At 60.4% G+C, this 15498-nt stretch carries 14 protein-coding genes; 6 read left to right on the top strand and 8 right to left on the bottom strand.

Translation table 11 applies throughout. The features are described from left to right. Nucleotides 1–29: 29 nt before the first annotated feature. Together J5J10_RS20725 and J5J10_RS20720 are read right to left on the bottom strand one after the other, a co-directional pair. A complete protein-coding gene (locus J5J10_RS20725; RefSeq protein ID WP_208553967.1) occupies nucleotides 30–254 on the bottom strand; it encodes an aa3-type cytochrome c oxidase subunit IV in 225 nt (74 codons plus the stop codon). Between the two features lie 164 nt (nucleotides 255–418). Then, the gene (locus J5J10_RS20720) at nucleotides 419–2716 is read right to left on the bottom strand and encodes an EAL domain-containing protein (RefSeq protein ID WP_211931564.1); all 2298 of its coding nucleotides are present in this window, start codon (nucleotides 2714–2716) and stop codon (nucleotides 419–421) included. Nucleotides 2717–3027: 311 nt separating this feature from the next. Here J5J10_RS20720 and J5J10_RS20715 point away from each other — a divergent pair, with 311 nt between their 5' ends. Then, nucleotides 3028–3579: a TRAP transporter small permease subunit gene (locus J5J10_RS20715; RefSeq protein ID WP_208554454.1), complete on the top strand. Its 552-nt coding sequence runs from the start codon at nucleotides 3028–3030 to the stop codon at nucleotides 3577–3579. 1 nt (nucleotide 3580) lies between these two features. Continuing rightward, complete coding sequence (locus tag J5J10_RS20710; protein WP_211931563.1) at nucleotides 3581–5413, top strand: TRAP transporter large permease subunit; 1833 nt, start codon at nucleotides 3581–3583, stop codon at nucleotides 5411–5413. Nucleotides 5414–5537: 124 nt separating this feature from the next. On the opposite strand, the gene J5J10_RS20705 is transcribed toward J5J10_RS20710, so the two are convergent. Further along, nucleotides 5538–6644, bottom strand: a complete 1107-nt coding sequence (locus J5J10_RS20705) for a TRAP transporter substrate-binding protein (protein ID WP_211931562.1) — start codon at nucleotides 6642–6644, stop codon at nucleotides 5538–5540. Between the two features lie 250 nt (nucleotides 6645–6894). Between J5J10_RS20705 and J5J10_RS20700 the strand changes: the two genes are divergently transcribed. Further along, nucleotides 6895–7653, top strand: coding sequence for a gamma-glutamyl-gamma-aminobutyrate hydrolase family protein (locus tag J5J10_RS20700; RefSeq protein WP_211931561.1), 759 nt, complete (start codon nucleotides 6895–6897; stop codon nucleotides 7651–7653). Between the two features lie 3 nt (nucleotides 7654–7656). Here the strand turns inward: J5J10_RS20700 and J5J10_RS20695 are convergent, their stop codons facing one another. The 4 genes from J5J10_RS20695 to J5J10_RS20680 form a co-directional block, all read right to left on the bottom strand. After that, nucleotides 7657–8097 (bottom strand): hypothetical protein, encoded by a 441-nt coding sequence (locus tag J5J10_RS20695; protein WP_211931560.1) that lies wholly within the window; start codon nucleotides 8095–8097, stop codon nucleotides 7657–7659. Nucleotides 8098–8166: 69 nt separating this feature from the next. Then, the gene (locus J5J10_RS20690) at nucleotides 8167–9129 is read right to left on the bottom strand and encodes a 2-hydroxyacid dehydrogenase (protein WP_211931559.1); all 963 of its coding nucleotides are present in this window, start codon (nucleotides 9127–9129) and stop codon (nucleotides 8167–8169) included. 23 nt (nucleotides 9130–9152) lie between these two features. Then, on the bottom strand, nucleotides 9153–10169 hold the full coding sequence (locus J5J10_RS20685) for a LacI family DNA-binding transcriptional regulator (protein WP_208553974.1): 1017 nt from the start codon (nucleotides 10167–10169) through the stop codon (nucleotides 9153–9155). 95 nt (nucleotides 10170–10264) lie between these two features. Beyond that, a complete protein-coding gene (locus J5J10_RS20680; RefSeq protein ID WP_208553975.1) occupies nucleotides 10265–10753 on the bottom strand; it encodes a MarR family transcriptional regulator in 489 nt (162 codons plus the stop codon). 89 nt (nucleotides 10754–10842) lie between these two features. Between J5J10_RS20680 and J5J10_RS20675 the strand changes: the two genes are divergently transcribed. After that, nucleotides 10843–11637: a creatininase family protein gene (locus tag J5J10_RS20675; protein ID WP_211931558.1), complete on the top strand. Its 795-nt coding sequence runs from the start codon at nucleotides 10843–10845 to the stop codon at nucleotides 11635–11637. A gap of 3 nt (nucleotides 11638–11640) precedes the next feature. On the opposite strand, the gene J5J10_RS20670 is transcribed toward J5J10_RS20675, so the two are convergent. Next, nucleotides 11641–13161: a hypothetical protein gene (locus J5J10_RS20670; protein WP_211931557.1), complete on the bottom strand. Its 1521-nt coding sequence runs from the start codon at nucleotides 13159–13161 to the stop codon at nucleotides 11641–11643. Nucleotides 13162–13367: 206 nt separating this feature from the next. On the opposite strand from J5J10_RS20670, the gene J5J10_RS20665 reads away from it, so the two are divergent. Further along, entirely contained in the window at nucleotides 13368–14474 is a 1107-nt protein-coding gene (locus tag J5J10_RS20665; protein ID WP_208553978.1) for a GTP-binding protein, read from the top strand. After that, entirely contained in the window at nucleotides 14474–15463 is a 990-nt protein-coding gene (locus J5J10_RS20660; protein ID WP_211931556.1) for a WD40 repeat domain-containing protein, read from the top strand. The genes J5J10_RS20665 and J5J10_RS20660 overlap by 1 nt, the downstream gene beginning before the upstream one ends. Nucleotides 15464–15498 lie beyond the last annotated feature (35 nt).

The following is a 15498-nucleotide window of genomic DNA, read 5'->3' as shown; positions in this document are numbered from 1 at the left end:
GCTTTTTCTTGGCCTTGACGATGCGGTGATCACCGCATGAAGAAAACGCCGATGATCGACAGCACGATGAAGACGATGATGCCGCCGAAGAAGCCGGCTGCCGTGTAGAAGCCCGCTGCCATCGCGACGAGAAGTGCGATCAGGATCGCCGTTCCATACTTGGTGCCGGCGATGAAGAAGTCATACGTCTTCTCGTGCTCGGCATAGTTCATCGGCGCGCCGGTTTCGACGGGGCCCGTGTGGTGTTCGCTCATCATCATTCTCCCTCGCCATCAGATGACCCGGCCCGGGCTATCTGGAGTTTTCCGGTCGTGACGACATCGGTCGCCCCGCAGTGTTTCTGAATTACACAAAGCCGGCGCAGAGCGCAATCGGCTCCTGAGCCAACAGCAACGCCGACGACAGCATCCACATTGCGTTAAGCCACATACGCGCGTCCGCCGCGTCCCTTCTTCCTGGTTCGTTCGAGCAGGTTCGAGATGTCCTCGGCGGATTGCGGGGTAGAATAAACATAGCCCTGGATGAGGTCGGCGCAGCGATGCTGATTGATGAGGGCCAGTTGCTCCTTCGATTCGACGCCCTCGATCACGATTTTCAGATCGAGCTGGCGCGACAGATTGACGATACCTTCGAGGAGTTTGAGACGCCGCGAGTCACCCGTGATGTTCCTGACGAAAGACCGGTCGATCTTGACGACGTCAGCAGGCAGCGAATCGAGGTAGCTCAAACTGGAGAAGCCGGTCCCGAAATCATCGATGGCGATAGTGATGCCCATCGCCCGCAACGCCTCCAGAATAGACCTCGCGGTTGCGAGCTCCTCGATCAGGCTGGTCTCGGTGATCTCGAGATGGAGGCGGCTTGCCGAAAGGCCCGACCTTGAAAGCGCGTCTCGCACGACTTGGAGGATAGTGTCGGTTCGAAGATCCTGGACCGAAAGATTGACCGAGACCGCCACATTCTCCGGCCATGCCGCGGCGGCATGACAGGCGGTATCGACGATCAGGTGGGTCACGTGGGCCGCAATACCCATATCTTCCGCCAAAGGGATGAAGATGTTCGGCGGAATGGAACCCTTCGTTGGATGAATCCAGCGCGCCAAGGCCTCGCAGCAGGCGATGCGGCTACCGTCTGGGAGGAACATCGGCTGATAGGCGACAGACAGTGCCCCGTTCTCGATTGCGTCGCGAAGATCGTCCTGAAGTCTCTGGCGCTCGACATAGCGGGCATCCATTTCCTCCGCGAAAAAGGTCAGCCGGCCCCCTCCCCGAGACTTCGATTCGAAGAGAGCAAGATCAAGCTTGATCTGCCACTCCTCCATGGAGGCAACGGCGGGATCGACGGCCATGCACCCCGCGCTGAACGATACGCGGAAACTCATGCCGTCGAGCTCGTAGGCACCGCAGAGGTCGGCGTGGATGCGTCTGAGCCGCTCGATTAGGCTATCGAGCCCGTCGCGGTTCGTTCCAAAGACGATGAACTGGTCCCCAACCAGGTGACCGACAACCTCGCCGTGGGCGAGCTGTTGCAGCCGTTGTCCGATTGCGACCAGCAGGCGGTCACCGGCCGTATAGCCTTTGGTATCGTTGACATGTCGGAAACCGTCGACGTCCAGCAGCAGCAGCGCTGCGGCGGCGATGTCCTCCTGTTCGGACACGCGCTCTGCGACCAGTTCCGCGAAATGATTGCGCTGCGGCAGGCCGGTCAGGCTGTCATACCTGACCATGTGCAGTATCTTGCGCTCCGCCGACGCTCGCGCGGTGACATCCTCGAAGATCAGAACCACGCCACCTTCGGGACGACGGCTGGCGGAAAACTCCAGCACGAGATCATCGGAGAAGGTCATGACGGCTCTCGAGAGCGAGCCGTCCATCAGTTGCGTCAGCTGTCTCTGGATCATGCCGGGCAGCGATCCGCCAACAACGGTATGTCGGACGCCGTATCGCAAAGCCACATCCAGGTCATATCCTTTCAGCCGGTTCCGCTCGCCAAGATGCAGCAGCTCGCAAGCCTTGCGATTGATCACCTGAATGCGGTTTTCGGTATCGAGCATGATAAGACCATGGGTCATGTTGTTGAGCGCCGTATCGAAACGGTCGGCAATCGTCTTCATGTCCCGGGATGCCACGACATTCTCGTGCAGGAACTCGCGCAAGCTCTTGGCCATAGCCTCCGTCGTCAGCATGAAAGGTATGAGCATTGCCGAGAGCACCGCTTTGTATGGATCGTTCGCGAGGAACGCGCCCACGATGATCGGTGCACAGCAGGCGAAAGTCTGCAGGTTGACGGCAAGTCGTGACCCATAGTTCCGCCCGACAACCGAAACCATAGAGGCCATGGCAACGGCAACAGACGCGAGCTCGACGAAGGTATCTTCGTAGACGAAGATGGAATAGCCGCATCCGATGCCCAGGACCGCTGCGGTCGACGCAGCTCCGATCACGTAACGGATCTCCCAGCGGCGTATATCCGCGACCGTCAGCGTCGATTTGTCCGCTCTCGCGAACCGCCGGAACAACAAAATCCGGCTGGCGAAAACGATCATGAACGCGAGAGAAACAAGGAGATAGATCGGGTCGCCCGTTTTGTGGAAGACGACCGCATAGGCCAGGATATGGACGACCATGCCCTTCAACAACGTACTGCTGTTGTCGAACAACGAACTGACGAGAGAGAGCTGAACCTCTTTCGGCGTCGCGATCGTGTTGCGAACCTTCATAGCGTGGTCTCCCGATCACCCTGTCGATTAGACCAAACGCTTTAAGGTCGGCTTTCCAGCGTCGTGAGATTTTTAACGATCCTGCTGATCCACCGCCCACGAGGCCAAATCATGTCGTGTTCTGGAGCAGCCCCCACAGCAACGGAGGACAGACCAACGTCGTTGGCACACGATGGCATCCAGACGCGCTGCTGGTTCAGGGCGAGACATATTTGACGAAAGACAAATGTAGCCCGAAAGACGGAGACCCGTTTGGTTGCAAGGCGTTTGGCCTTGCTCTATGGACAAAGGGGTGCGTCAGGGAGAAAACAATGCGGGCTTTATTGCTGCTGAGCCGGGTGATTGATGCAATCAACGGCGCAATAGGCAGGTGGGTATCTTGGCTGCTTTTGGCTGCCGTTCTCATCAGTGCCGGAAATGCGATCATCAGAAAAATGTTCGACATGTCGTCAAACGCGTTTCTGGAGCTGCAGTGGTACCTGTTCGGCACTGTCTTCATGCTTGCTTCCGCCTATACGCTGCTGAAGAACGAGCACATCCGGATCGATATCCTCTCGAACAACTGGTCCAGGAGGACGCGAAACTGGATCGACCTGGTGCTCCATATCATCTTTCTGGTCCCCTTCTCCTTTCTCATGGCATGGCTTGCATGGCCGTGGTTCTGGAATTCCTACAATATCGGTGAGATTTCCTCGAGCGCTGGTGGCTTGATCGTCTGGCCCGCCAAGGCAGCGGTCTTGGTCGGATTCCTGCTCCTGAGCGCCCAGGCGGTTTCGGAGATCATCAAGCGCGCAGCGGTGCTTGCTGGCGTGCTGGACGAAGACGCTGCGGACAAAAGCGCAGCCGAAACGGCGGGGCAGTGACATGATTGATTTCATTGCCCACAATCTCGCACCCATCATGTTCACCACCGTGATGCTGATGCTTCTGCTTGGCTATCCGGTGGCTTTCACGCTCGCGGCGGGCGGTCTCATCTACTTCGCTCTCGGCGTGGAACTGTCGACGATCTCCCCGGAGATCCGGCTCTTCTGGCCGCTGTTGCAGTCGCATCCGGATCGCATCTACGGCATCATGTACAATGATACCCTGTTGGCGATCCCCTTCTTCACGCTTATGGGACTGATCCTGGAGCGCTCCCGTATGGCGGAGGATCTGCTCGACACGGTCGGCCAGCTTTTCGGCCCGATCCGCGGCGGCCTTGCCTATGCGGTCATCCTGGTGGGTGCGCTGCTCGGTGCCACGACCGGCGTGGTCGCGGCATCGGTGATGGCGATGGGCCTCATTTCCCTGCCCATCATGCTGCGGTACCACTACAACAAGCCGCTCGTATCGGGAACGATCGCCGCGTCTGGCACACTGGCACAGATCGTTCCGCCGTCGCTCGTCCTGATCGTGATGGCCGACCAGCTGGGACGTTCGGTCGGCGACATGTATGTCGGCGCGCTTTATCCGGCGATCATGATCGTCTTCGCCTACTGCGCCTATATCTTTGCCGTCACGATGGTGAAGCCGCATTGGGCACCGGCCCTCCCGCTGGAGGCTCGAACACTCGGCGGCGGCGTGACATCGCTTATCGTCATGCTGCTCATTGCGATCGGCCTCTATTTCCTCGGCCACAACGTGCTTTTCACCGGTATAGAAAGCCCCGAGTGGCAGCTCGTCGCTGCGTTGGCCTTTGCAGTTCTCACTGTCTATGTGGTCGCCATCGCCAACCGCACACTCAATCTCAATCTCATCTCCCGCCTGACACAGCAGGTGATCATCGTTCTCATTCCGCCTTTGGCTCTGATTTTTCTGGTGCTCGGCACAATCTTCCTCGGCATCGCGACACCCACGGAAGGCGGCGCCATGGGCGCGGCTGGTGCCATCGTGCTGGCGGCCGCCAAGGGGCGGCTGTCGATGGCCGTGATGAAGAACGCGCTCGACGCGACCACCAAGCTCTCCGCCTTCGTGATGATGATCCTGATCGGCGCCCGCGTTTTCGGCCTGACGTTCTATGGCATCAACGGCAATGTGTGGATCGAGGAACTGCTGACGGCGCTGCCGGGCGGTGAGTACGGCTTCCTCATCGTTGTCACGATCATCGTCTTTATCCTCGGTTGCTTCCTGGATTTCTTCGAGATCGCTTTCGTCATGGTTCCGCTTCTCGCGCCGGTGGCCGACAAGCTCGGGATCGATCTGGTCTGGTTCGGAGTGATCCTCGGCATCAACCTGCAGACCTCGTTCCTCACACCACCGTTTGGTTTTTCTCTGTTCTACCTGCGCTCCGTCGCCCCACCCTCCGCCTGGAAGGACAAGGTGACCGGCCGCATGATGGACGGCGTTAGAACGATCGATATCTACAAGGGCGTTTTCCCTTTCATCATAATCCAGTTCATCATGATTCTGGTTGTGATCGCCTTCCCGGACCTCGTCTTGCGGTACAAGGGCGACGCGCCGACCGTCGATCCGAACGATGTGCAGATCGAAATCCCGGGCTTCGGACAAGGCAACGGAATGTCGTTGCCGCCTCTCGGCTCAGATGGCGCCGGAGGAGCGCCGGCCTTCGGCTTGCCCCCCCTTGGCTCTGAGGGTGGCAACGGCCAACAGGCGCCCGCCATAGGCCTGCCGCCCCTCGATCTCGGAGGTACTGCCCCTGCACCAGCAACTCCGGCGGCGCCGGCTCTCGACCTCAGCCAGCCGCCCGTTATCCAGTAGCTGGCACAGATGATGTCCGACCTGAAGGACGGCGCCATCGAGCGCCGTTTTTCTTGACTGCCGTCGCGGGACAAAAAAGGCCCGCGCGATGCGCGGGCCCCGAAGTCTTCAAACAGAGGAACCGTTAGAGTTTGCCCGCCCGCTGCTGGATCATCATGAACGTGTCGAAGGTGTACTCGCCGAGCTGAGCCCAGAGGTACGCGTCCTTCTTGAACGCGAGCTGGTCTTCGTAGGTCTTCTTGAAGAACTCGCTCTGCGCGGAGAGCTCGGCGTAGATGCCAATTGCAGCCTGATAGCAGGCTTCCATGATTTCCTGGCTGAACGGACGCAGCACGGTGCCCTCGGACACCAGCTGCTTCAGCGACGCCGGGTTCTTGGCGTCGTATTTCGCCATCATGTTGGTATTGGCGTAGGCACAAGCGTCCGTGAGGATCGCTTGGTAATGCTTTGGCAGTTCATTGAACTTCTCCAGGTTGAAGAAGCCATGAACGACCGGTCCGCCTTCCCAGAAACCCGGGTAGTAGTAGTACTTGGCGACCTTGTGGAAGCCGAGCTTCGAATCGTCATAAGGGCCGACGAATTCGGCCGCATCGATCGTGCCCTTTTCAAGGGCCGGATAGATATCGCCACCCGCAAGCTGCTGCGGCACGACGCCAACCTTCTCAAGCACCTTACCAGCGAGGCCGGCGATACGCATCTTCAGGCCCTTGAGGTCGTCGACCGTGTTGATTTCCTTGCGGAACCAGCCGCCCATCTGAACGCCCGTATTGCCAGCCGGAAGACCGTAAAGACCCTGCGTGGCATAGAACTCGTTCATGAGCGTGTTGCCGTTGCCCTGGTTGAACCAGGCGTTCGACATGCGCGCGTTGAGACCGAACGGCAGTGCAGTGCCGATTGCGAACGTCGGCTCCTTGCCCCAGAAATAGTAGGACGTGGTATGCGCCGCCTCGACGGTGCCAGCGGCCACGGCATCCACGGCCTGCAGGCCGGGAACGATTTCGCCGGCGGCAAACACCTGGATATTGAAGTTGCCGTCGGTCGCGGCAGCGACGCGTTCAGAGATATCGGTAGCACCACCGAAAATCGTGTCCAGCGACTTCGGGAACGACGACGTCAGGCGCCAGGTAATCTTGGGGTTTTCCTGCGCGATCGCAGGTGCTGCAAGCACGGTGGACGCGGCAGCGCCGGCGCCAGCGACTCCGGCCTTCTTAATGAATGAACGACGATCCATGAATTAAACCTCCCATCATGGTTACCCCTGCCTCTCTGCGAAATACCAGGGGAGTAAGGCGAGATAACCATGCCGTTCAAAGCGTTTCAAGCTTTGAACCAGACGACTTTCGACTAAAGAAGGGTGTCCTCGAACAACTGGCGTTAACATCCGCCAAGTTGGGGCACCAGCGGGCAAGGCCAAACGAATTTCGTTGACTTGGGCTCGCGGATGGAATGAGAAAAGACATCGTCCCCAATCGGAGCCATCTATGTCCAAACCGATTATCGCAGTACCAGCCGACATTCGCGAATTCGATGGCACGACATGGCACGCGGCACAGAACCAGTATGTGAAGGCGGCGCTTAAGGTCGCGGACGTGATGAGCTTCATCATTCCGGCTTTCGTCGAGGGCAATGACGCGGACGCGATTCTCGATCGCGTCGATGGGCTTCTGGTGTCCGGTTCAGCGACAAATGTCCACCCGACTCTCTATGGTGCCGAAGCATCTGAAAAAGATGGGCCCTTTGATCCCGCCCGCGATGCGACCACGTTCCCCCTGATCCGGCGCGCGATCGAGAGAGGCATTCCGCTGCTGGCGATATGCCGTGGCATCCAGGAGCTGAATGTCGCGCTCGGGGGTACGCTCGCGACCGAAATCCAGGAGCAGCCGGGCGTCTGGGACCATCGCAAACCTGCGGATGTCGATCGCGACACGGCCTTCTCCATTCGTCAGGACGTTATCATCGCCGAGGGCTCCTGCATCGCGCGTTATCTCGGCACGGGAAGAGTCGCAGTCAATTCGCTCCACCGCCAGGCGATTTCGAAAACGGCCCCAGGCCTGCAGGTCGAAGCGATCGCAGACGACGGCACGATCGAGGCCGTGTCGGTTATCAATGCCAAGGGCTTCGCGATTGGCGTGCAATGGCATCCGGAATACTGGGCGGAAACCGACCGTCCGTCCCGCTCCCTGTTCCAGGCATTTGGGGATGCCGTGCGCGACTATGCCGGAATGCGGGCAGCCGCCTGAAAGTCAGGGCAACAGGAGCCAGGCCAGACTGGCTCCGTCGGTATCCAGCGACTCGTAGCTGAAGCCGTGCCCACGACCGAGCGTCAGCACCACTTCGCCGTTGCCGTTTGACAACGTCACCGTTCCGTCGCCGTTCTCGATCCAGTTCGCGGCCTGAACGAGGCCGGGCCAGACGGCGCCGCAATCCTGTCCGGCCTCGAAGCTGCGGCTGCGGCTGGTCAATGCGCCGCCCCGATCGACCAGACACACCGTCATATCGCTCAGGTTGGTGACCGAAAACCGCGCTGGCGGTGATGCCAGCCCGGCGGCCAGTTGCGGTGGAATCGACGCCGAGACGAAATCATCCGGCCAATCCTGGCGCTGAGAGAGAAACGGAAGCGTAACGACGGCTGCTAGCCCCGCTCCCGAAATCGAGCTCAAAGCAACGACACCACGAAGTCCCATGAATGCCCCCTGCCCATCGTCCATGAAGCAGAGTGTGCGCTCCGGAACTTGCCGAAAACTGGAGGATGGTCAGACCTTCGAGACAGGCGTCTCTGGTACGGGCGTGATAGGTTTTCCAGTGTCGAACCAGGCGATGAGGTTGTCGACCACCAGATCCGCCATGGCGTTGCGCGTCGGCACCGACGCCGATGCCACATGCGGGAAGAGCGACGCATTCGACAGCTCGATCAACCCCTTCGGCACCTTTGGTTCGTCCTGGAACACATCGAGCCCGGCAGCGGCGATCGTTCCCTCCCTCAAGGCCGCTTCCAGCGCATCCTCGTCAACGGACCACCCACGACCGACGTTGATGAGAACCCCGTTCTCACCAAGCGCCGCCAAAACCTCCGCATCGATGGCCTTGTGGGTTTCTGGCGTCTTCGGCACGATGCAGATCAGCGTGTCCACCACCTTGGCCAGATCGATAAGAGTTGGCTGGTAGGAATAGCTGACATCCGTCCGCGGGCTGCGAGTATGATAGCTGATTGCGACCTTGAATGGCTCGAGCCGGCGCGCGATCTCAATGCCGATTCGGCCGAGGCCGTACAGACCGACATGACGTCCCTTCAGCGACAGCGGCGACAGCGGAAAGGCGCCCTCGCTCTCCCAGCGACCGTCGCGCAGCCAGCTTTCCGCAGCATGGAACCTGCGAACCGTATTGAGCAACAGCGCGATCGTGGTATCGGCAACTTCATCGTTCAAGACGTCGGGTGTGTTGGTGACGACCACGCCTTGGGACGCGGCGGCCTTGGCATCAACGCCATCATAACCCACCCCGAAATTCGCGATGATTTCGAGACTTGGCAGCTTCTCGATCCAGGAGGCAGGAGCGAAGTTGAAGGATGCCATGCCCTTGATGCGCCTTGCCTCGTCGTCCCCGAGCATGAAATCGGTACCCGCCGGTGCCGTGACGATCTCGAAGCGCTCCTGCAATCGCTCAAGGACACGCGGGTGCACCCGTCCGGGCACGAGAATGGTCGGCGTTTCCGTCATCAGTCTTCCTCGTAGTCTTCTTTTCAACGTCGCATGGGGCCGGTCGACTGGCGAATGCGCATCTCCGGCTTGATCAGATGGATACCGTCCGGCTCGTGGCTGCCGGCGAGTTTGTCGAGCAAAGCACGGGCAGCAAGCCGCCCGACCTCCGCCTGACCGTTCCAGACCGTCGTCAGCGCCGGTGTGGCGATGGATGCCTCTTCCAGATCGTCGTAGCCGGTCACGGAAATATCCTGTCCGGGCACCAGCCCGGCGCGGGCGATACCGTTCATCAACCCGATCGCAACGAGATCGTTCCAGCACACGGCGGCGGTCGGCTTTTGCGGCAGCGACAGGAAATGGACCGCGGCCTCGAAACCGCCCTGCTTGGTGCGCGGGCCGGGAATTCGCAGGTTGGGATCGACCTCGATACCGGCCTTGCGCAGCGCGTTTACGTAGCCCTGGTATCGATCCCTGCCGGTCGAGGTCAGGTCCGTGCCGCCAATGAAGGCGATCACCCGGTGGCCCAGTCCGATCAGGTGATTGGTAGCAAGTGATATCCCGTAGCTGTCGTCACCACGATAGATCGGCAGGTCCACGCCCTCCATCGATCGGGCCACGAGGATGGCAGGCATGCCGTTCTGCTCGGACAGCATCACATCCTCCGCCGGCGTCCCGATCGCCGGTGACATGATCACGCCATCGCCACCGAGTTGCAGCAAGGTCTCGATGAACGTTCGTTGCTTTTCGACCGAGTCATAATGGTTGGAGAGGATGAACGTGTGCCGGCTGCGATCGAGTTCGCTTTCGATGGCCTTCAGGATCTCGCCATAGAAAGGGTTCATGATGTCATGAACCACGACACCGATAATACCTGATCTGGAGGTTCTTAGGCTGGCGGCCCGGCGATTGTAGATATAGCCGAGGGCCCGGGCCTGCTCCTTGATCTTTTCTCTGGTGTCCACGGCCACCAGAGGACTGTCGCGCAGCGCGAGCGATATGGTTGCAGTGGAAAGACCGAGAGACTCGGCAATCGTCGACAACTTGACCTTTTGCGCCACGATTCCTCCGTCGGGCTTGTCCCCTCTCCCGCGTCTACCGCGATTAAACCGTTTAATTAAATAGTTTAATTCTCCGATGCAACTGTTTTCGTTTCTCATTCGGACTGTTGCTGGAGATTGTCCTCGACGCTCTGCAAGAGCCGAACCAGAAGTTTCACGTCCTTGCCCGACAGGCCCTGCACAGCCTGCAGACTGCATTCTTGCGTCGCGCGCTCAATCTTGGAAAGGGTATCGGTGCCTGCCGGCGTCAGATGCACCTTCGTCAGGCGGGCGTCCTTGGGATCGGCGCGCCGCTCCACGAAGCCCTGCGCCTCCAGACGCCCGATCGTGCGGGTCATGGTCGGCGCCTTGACGCCAAGCCGTTGGGCAAGAGCGCCGGTCGTCAGCCCCTCCTCCTCCGCCAGAGCCTGGATCACCCCGTCCTGGCCGGCATAGAGGCCGCTTTCGGCCAGATTGCGCGACAACCGCGTCCGCATCGCCCGCGCCGCGTGGATCATCACGGGCCCGAGGTCGCCGATCCTTTCGTCGAGCGCCGCCTTTTTCTTGGCCTTGCCCTTCTTGTCGCCCTTGTCCTTTTTCGACATTGTTCACCCCGCCGCTCGCCGGCATTCGCCGCAGTCCGCACCATCTAAGACAGGCCATGCATACCAGTCAAAGCCGGAGCAACAATTCCATGGTACGTCCCGAACGCGCATTTTCCGAGAACGACCCGGCACTCCCGAGATCAGAACGGAGCGAGTGGATCGCAGTGCTGCCGCTGGGAGCCCACGAACAGCACGGACCCCACCTGCCGTTCGAGACGGACACGCTCATCGCGGCCGGAATCGTTGATCGCCTGATTGAAGCTCTTCCCGAATCCATACCCGCCACGTTTCTCCCGGTTGAACCCGTCGGCTATTCGATCGAACACATGGATGTGGATGGGACCCGAACCCTGCCCTTCGACGAGGCCTGTCATCGATGGCTTGGGATCCTTGCCGATCTGGCGCGCCAAGGCATTCGCAAGGTGGTCCTGCTGAACGCACATGGCGGCAACTCCCCCCTGCTGACGATTGTCGCCACGGAAGCGCGGGTTCGCTTCGACATGCTGGTGGTAGCGACCAGCTGGACCCGGTTCGGCGTGCCTGACGACGTGATTGTCGCGGAACGCAAGGCCATCGACATCCACGCCGGCGATATCGAAACCTCGGTCATGCTCGCTCTCCACCCTGAGAAGGTCGTCATGTCGAAGGCCGGCAACTTCACCTCCCGGCAAAGCCGCTTCATCGAGGACTTTGTCCATCTCCGCGCCTACGGTCCCCACGCCTTCGGATGGAAGATGTCGGATCTCAATCCTGAAGGCGCGGCAGGCGACGCATCCGCCGCAACGGCAGAAAAGGGCGAGGCGCTCATCGCCCACGCGGTAGCCGGTCTCCTGGCGCTCCTTGACGACGTGCACCGCTTCGACATCACGCTCTTCGACCGGTGAAGGCTAGCCTTTGCCGAGCACTCCGCTCAGTCTGTCCCGCCAGAAAGCCAAGGCTTCGTCTTCGGTCCGCACGTCCGTCGCGTAGCTGTGGCGCAGTGCATAAAGCAGCGCCTCGATCCGCTCCGCCGGCGCCGGCAGCCGGTCCGGAACAAACAGACGCGCGAACTCGCCGCGTTCCCTGATCCGGAACGTCGCCGCCTGGTACTCCGCCCGCCCGAATGTGTAGACGGGCTTGCCATGCAGAAGCGCCTCGGCACCGACGCCGGAATTGATCACGCAGACCGCGCAAGAGCCCTGGATAAGACCGTGAATAGAGCCGTCGCTCAGCGAAAACAGTCCCTGCTTGACGCCCTTGGACAAGACGAAACGGACAGCCGCCGACCGGCAGAGCGGATGGCGCTTGACGACGACCGCTATCCCTCTGGCCGCACAGGCCCGACTGACCTCCTCCAGCATGTCGAACATATGCAGTGCCGCCTGCCGCTGGACCGCATCGTCGATGACCTGCAGGGCGACGAAGACATATTGCCCCGCCGGTCGCTCCGGCCCGGTCTCAGGCTGGACATATTTGGACTGGTTTCCGGCGATCAGTTGCTCCCGTTCGGAGGAGATGAAGGCTGCCACCGCCGCGGGGCCGAAAGCGTCAGCCGGCGGCAGTGGCGTATCGCTGAAGGCGCTCCAGCCCGAATAGCCACCGGTGTCGCCGCTGAAGTGGCTCCGGCGATCGGTTTCCTTGACGTGGAGACCTCGTCCCTCGCCACCGACGGTATGGTAGGCGATAAACGCTCCCTCATCAGCCAAAGCGCCGTGCTTGGCGACCCTCATCTCGACCGAGTAGGACGTGCCGTTTTCACGCAGAACCGAGATGATCTGCCGGAACGACCGGCGGATGTCCTCCCTGAACCCCGGATAATCGCGGTGATTCATGCGGAAGGCTGCCACGGGCACATGAACGGTCAGCCTCTCCTGAAGGGGTGTTGCGCCTCCCTGTAAACGTCGCCTCAGCGATGCACACGCAGCGTCTACGACATCCCGCCAAGGCTTGCATTCGACCTCGAGGTCGGCGACACGCTGCGACAACTGGTTCGCAAGCTCAGGACGCGTATCACGGATAGTCCCAATGACGCGCTTTGCGGCATCAAAGTCCATGAGCGAGATATGGAAATCCACGAGCAGCGTGGCGCTTCCAGGCTTTTGCCGGAGACGTGTTTCCAAACGTCCCGCATCGGCAATCGCACGGCGCATCATCGCAGCGAACGTGCGTTCGTCGCCGAGGCCTTCCGCCAACATCGCCACATCGCGCGCCAGGGAGATCATCGGCGACCGCAGAAATGTCAGAAGAAGACGTCCGAGCAGGATCAGTTCGCGCTGCTGGCGATCATATTGGCGGGGGTCATGCCGGATCACGCCGCTGAAGCGCGTGAAGGCCAGCAGCGCCTTCATGCCGTCCCGGCGACCCGTGATCATCTCGCCTAGCCGTTCAGGGAGATTCGCGAGACGGGAAAGAACGGAGCTTTTCGACATGTCGCTCGCAAATCCGCTGAAAGAAAATGTCGCACGCAACGACCAAACGGCATCTTGAGCGTCGATAGGGTAAGGAACCCGGAGTGTCAAACACGGGAACGCCGAAGACCGGCAGAAAGCCTTTGAACTGACGCAAGCCAGCGCCTATATGACGGTAACACCATTACAGGCGCACTGCCGTAACTCCCCTTTCGTCGAGGTTTCCGATGACCGAAGCTGCTGCTGCAAAACCCACTCCCGTGACCGTTCTGACCGGCTATCTCGGAGCAGGCAAGACCACGCTCCTGAACCGGATTCTTTCCGAAAATCACGGGAAGAAATATGCCGTCATCGTCAACGAGTTCGGCGAGATCGGAATCGACAACGATCTGATCGTGGAGTCGGACGAGGAAATCTACGAAATGAACAACGGCTGTGTCTGCTGCACAGTCCGCGGCGACCTGATCCGCGTGGTCGAAGGCCTGATGCGCCGCCCCGGCCGCTTCGACGGCATTATCGTTGAAACCACGGGCCTCGCCGACCCGGTTCCGGTCGCGCAGACTTTCTTCATGGATGATGACGTCCGCTCCAAGACGGAACTCGATGCCGTCGTGGCACTCGTCGACGCCAAGCACCTGCCGCTCCGCCTGAAGGACAGCCGCGAAGCCGAAGACCAGATCGCCTTCGCCGACGTGGTCGTCATCAACAAGACCGACCTCGTCAGCCACGACCAGCTCCACCAGATCGAGGACATCGTCCGCGCCATCAACCCCTCGGCCCGCATCTACTCCACGACCCGTTCGGGCGTCGATCTGGCCAAGGTTCTGGATCAGGGTGCCTTCAACCTCGAGCGCGCTCTCGAAAACGATCCGCATTTCCTGGATCACGACGACCCGGATCACGTCTGCGGACCCGATTGCGATCACGATCACCATCATCACGGTCATGACCATCACCATGATCACGATCATCATCACCACCACGACCATGATCATCACCACCATCACGACCATGGACCGTCCGCCATTCACGACGTCACGGTGACCTCCGTATCGCTGCGTGGTGGCGAGATGAATCCGGACCGCTTCTTCCCCTGGATCCAGAAGGTTACCCAGACGCAGGGACCGAATATCCTTCGTCTTAAAGGCATCATCGCCTTCAAGGGAGACGAAGAGCGCTATGTCGTCCAGGGCGTTCATATGATCGTCGAAGGCGACCATCAGCGCCCTTGGAAGGAAAACGAGAAGCGTGAGAGCCGCCTGGTCTTCATCGGGCGCGAACTTGATCGCGAAAAGCTGGAAGCAAGTTTCAAGGCCTGCGAGGCCACCGCCTGATGCCATCGGTTGCGCCTCTCGATATAGAAGGTCACGTCGTCGCGGCGACCTTCCTTGGTGACATGCCGGTTTTCGCGGCCGCCAGCGGAACCATTCACCGTCTGGACGGCGGAGAAAAGGTGACCGAAGCACACGAAGGCATCCTCGCCTGCGTGAAGGATCCTGCCAACCAGACTCTCGTCACGGGCGGCGAGGACGGCAAGGTTTTGCGGATCGCGCACGACGGGAGCATCACCGAGCTCGCGCATCTGCCTCGAAAATGGATCTCCGTCGTCGCCACCGGTCCGCAGGGTGCGGTCGCGTATGCGCAAGGCAAGACAGCCTTCGTTCGTCTTGCAGACGGCACAACGAAGGAGTTCACCGAGCAGCGGACCGTCGAAGCGATTGATTTCGCGCCCAAGGGTCTGCGCATTGCGCTGGCGCGCTACAACGGCGTCACCCTTCACTGGGTCGGCACCTCCGGCGCACCGATCGATCTTGAGTGGAAGGGAGCGCATACCGGCGTCACATTCTCACCCGACGGGCGCTTCATCGTCACGACGATGCAGGAAAATGCGCTGCATGGCTGGAAGCTGGACGGCAAATCCGGCGCGGACGCCCGCCACATGCGTATGACCGGCTATCCGGCGAAGGTGAAATCCGTTTCCTGGTCGCCCAAGGGCAAGTGGCTCGCCTCCTCAGGTGCGCCGGCCGCGATCGTCTGGCCTTTTTCCGGCAAGGACGGCCCGATGGGCAAGGCGCCGCTCGAACTGGGAACGCGCGCCAACATCATGGTCACGGACGTGTCTTTCCATCCGGCGGAGGAAATCCTCGCCATTGGTTTTATCGACGGAATGATCCTCGCGGTTCGCATCGCCGACGGCAAGGAGGTGCTTTTGCGTCGTCCAGGCAAAGGTGCGATCACGTCGATGGGATGGAGTTCGACGGGCAAGTTGCTGGCATATGCGTCAGACGCCGGCGATTGCGGCGTCATCGACATTTCGGCCTGAACGACTGCCGAAAAAATATGGGGAGCCCGAGGCTC

It is taken from the genome of Ciceribacter sp. L1K23, from assembly GCF_018122705.1.
In the GTDB taxonomy this organism is placed as follows: Bacteria; Pseudomonadota; Alphaproteobacteria; order Rhizobiales; family Rhizobiaceae; genus Allorhizobium.
The sequence above is the reverse complement of the archived record's forward strand: the minus strand, read 5'-3'. Positions and strand labels throughout refer to the sequence as shown.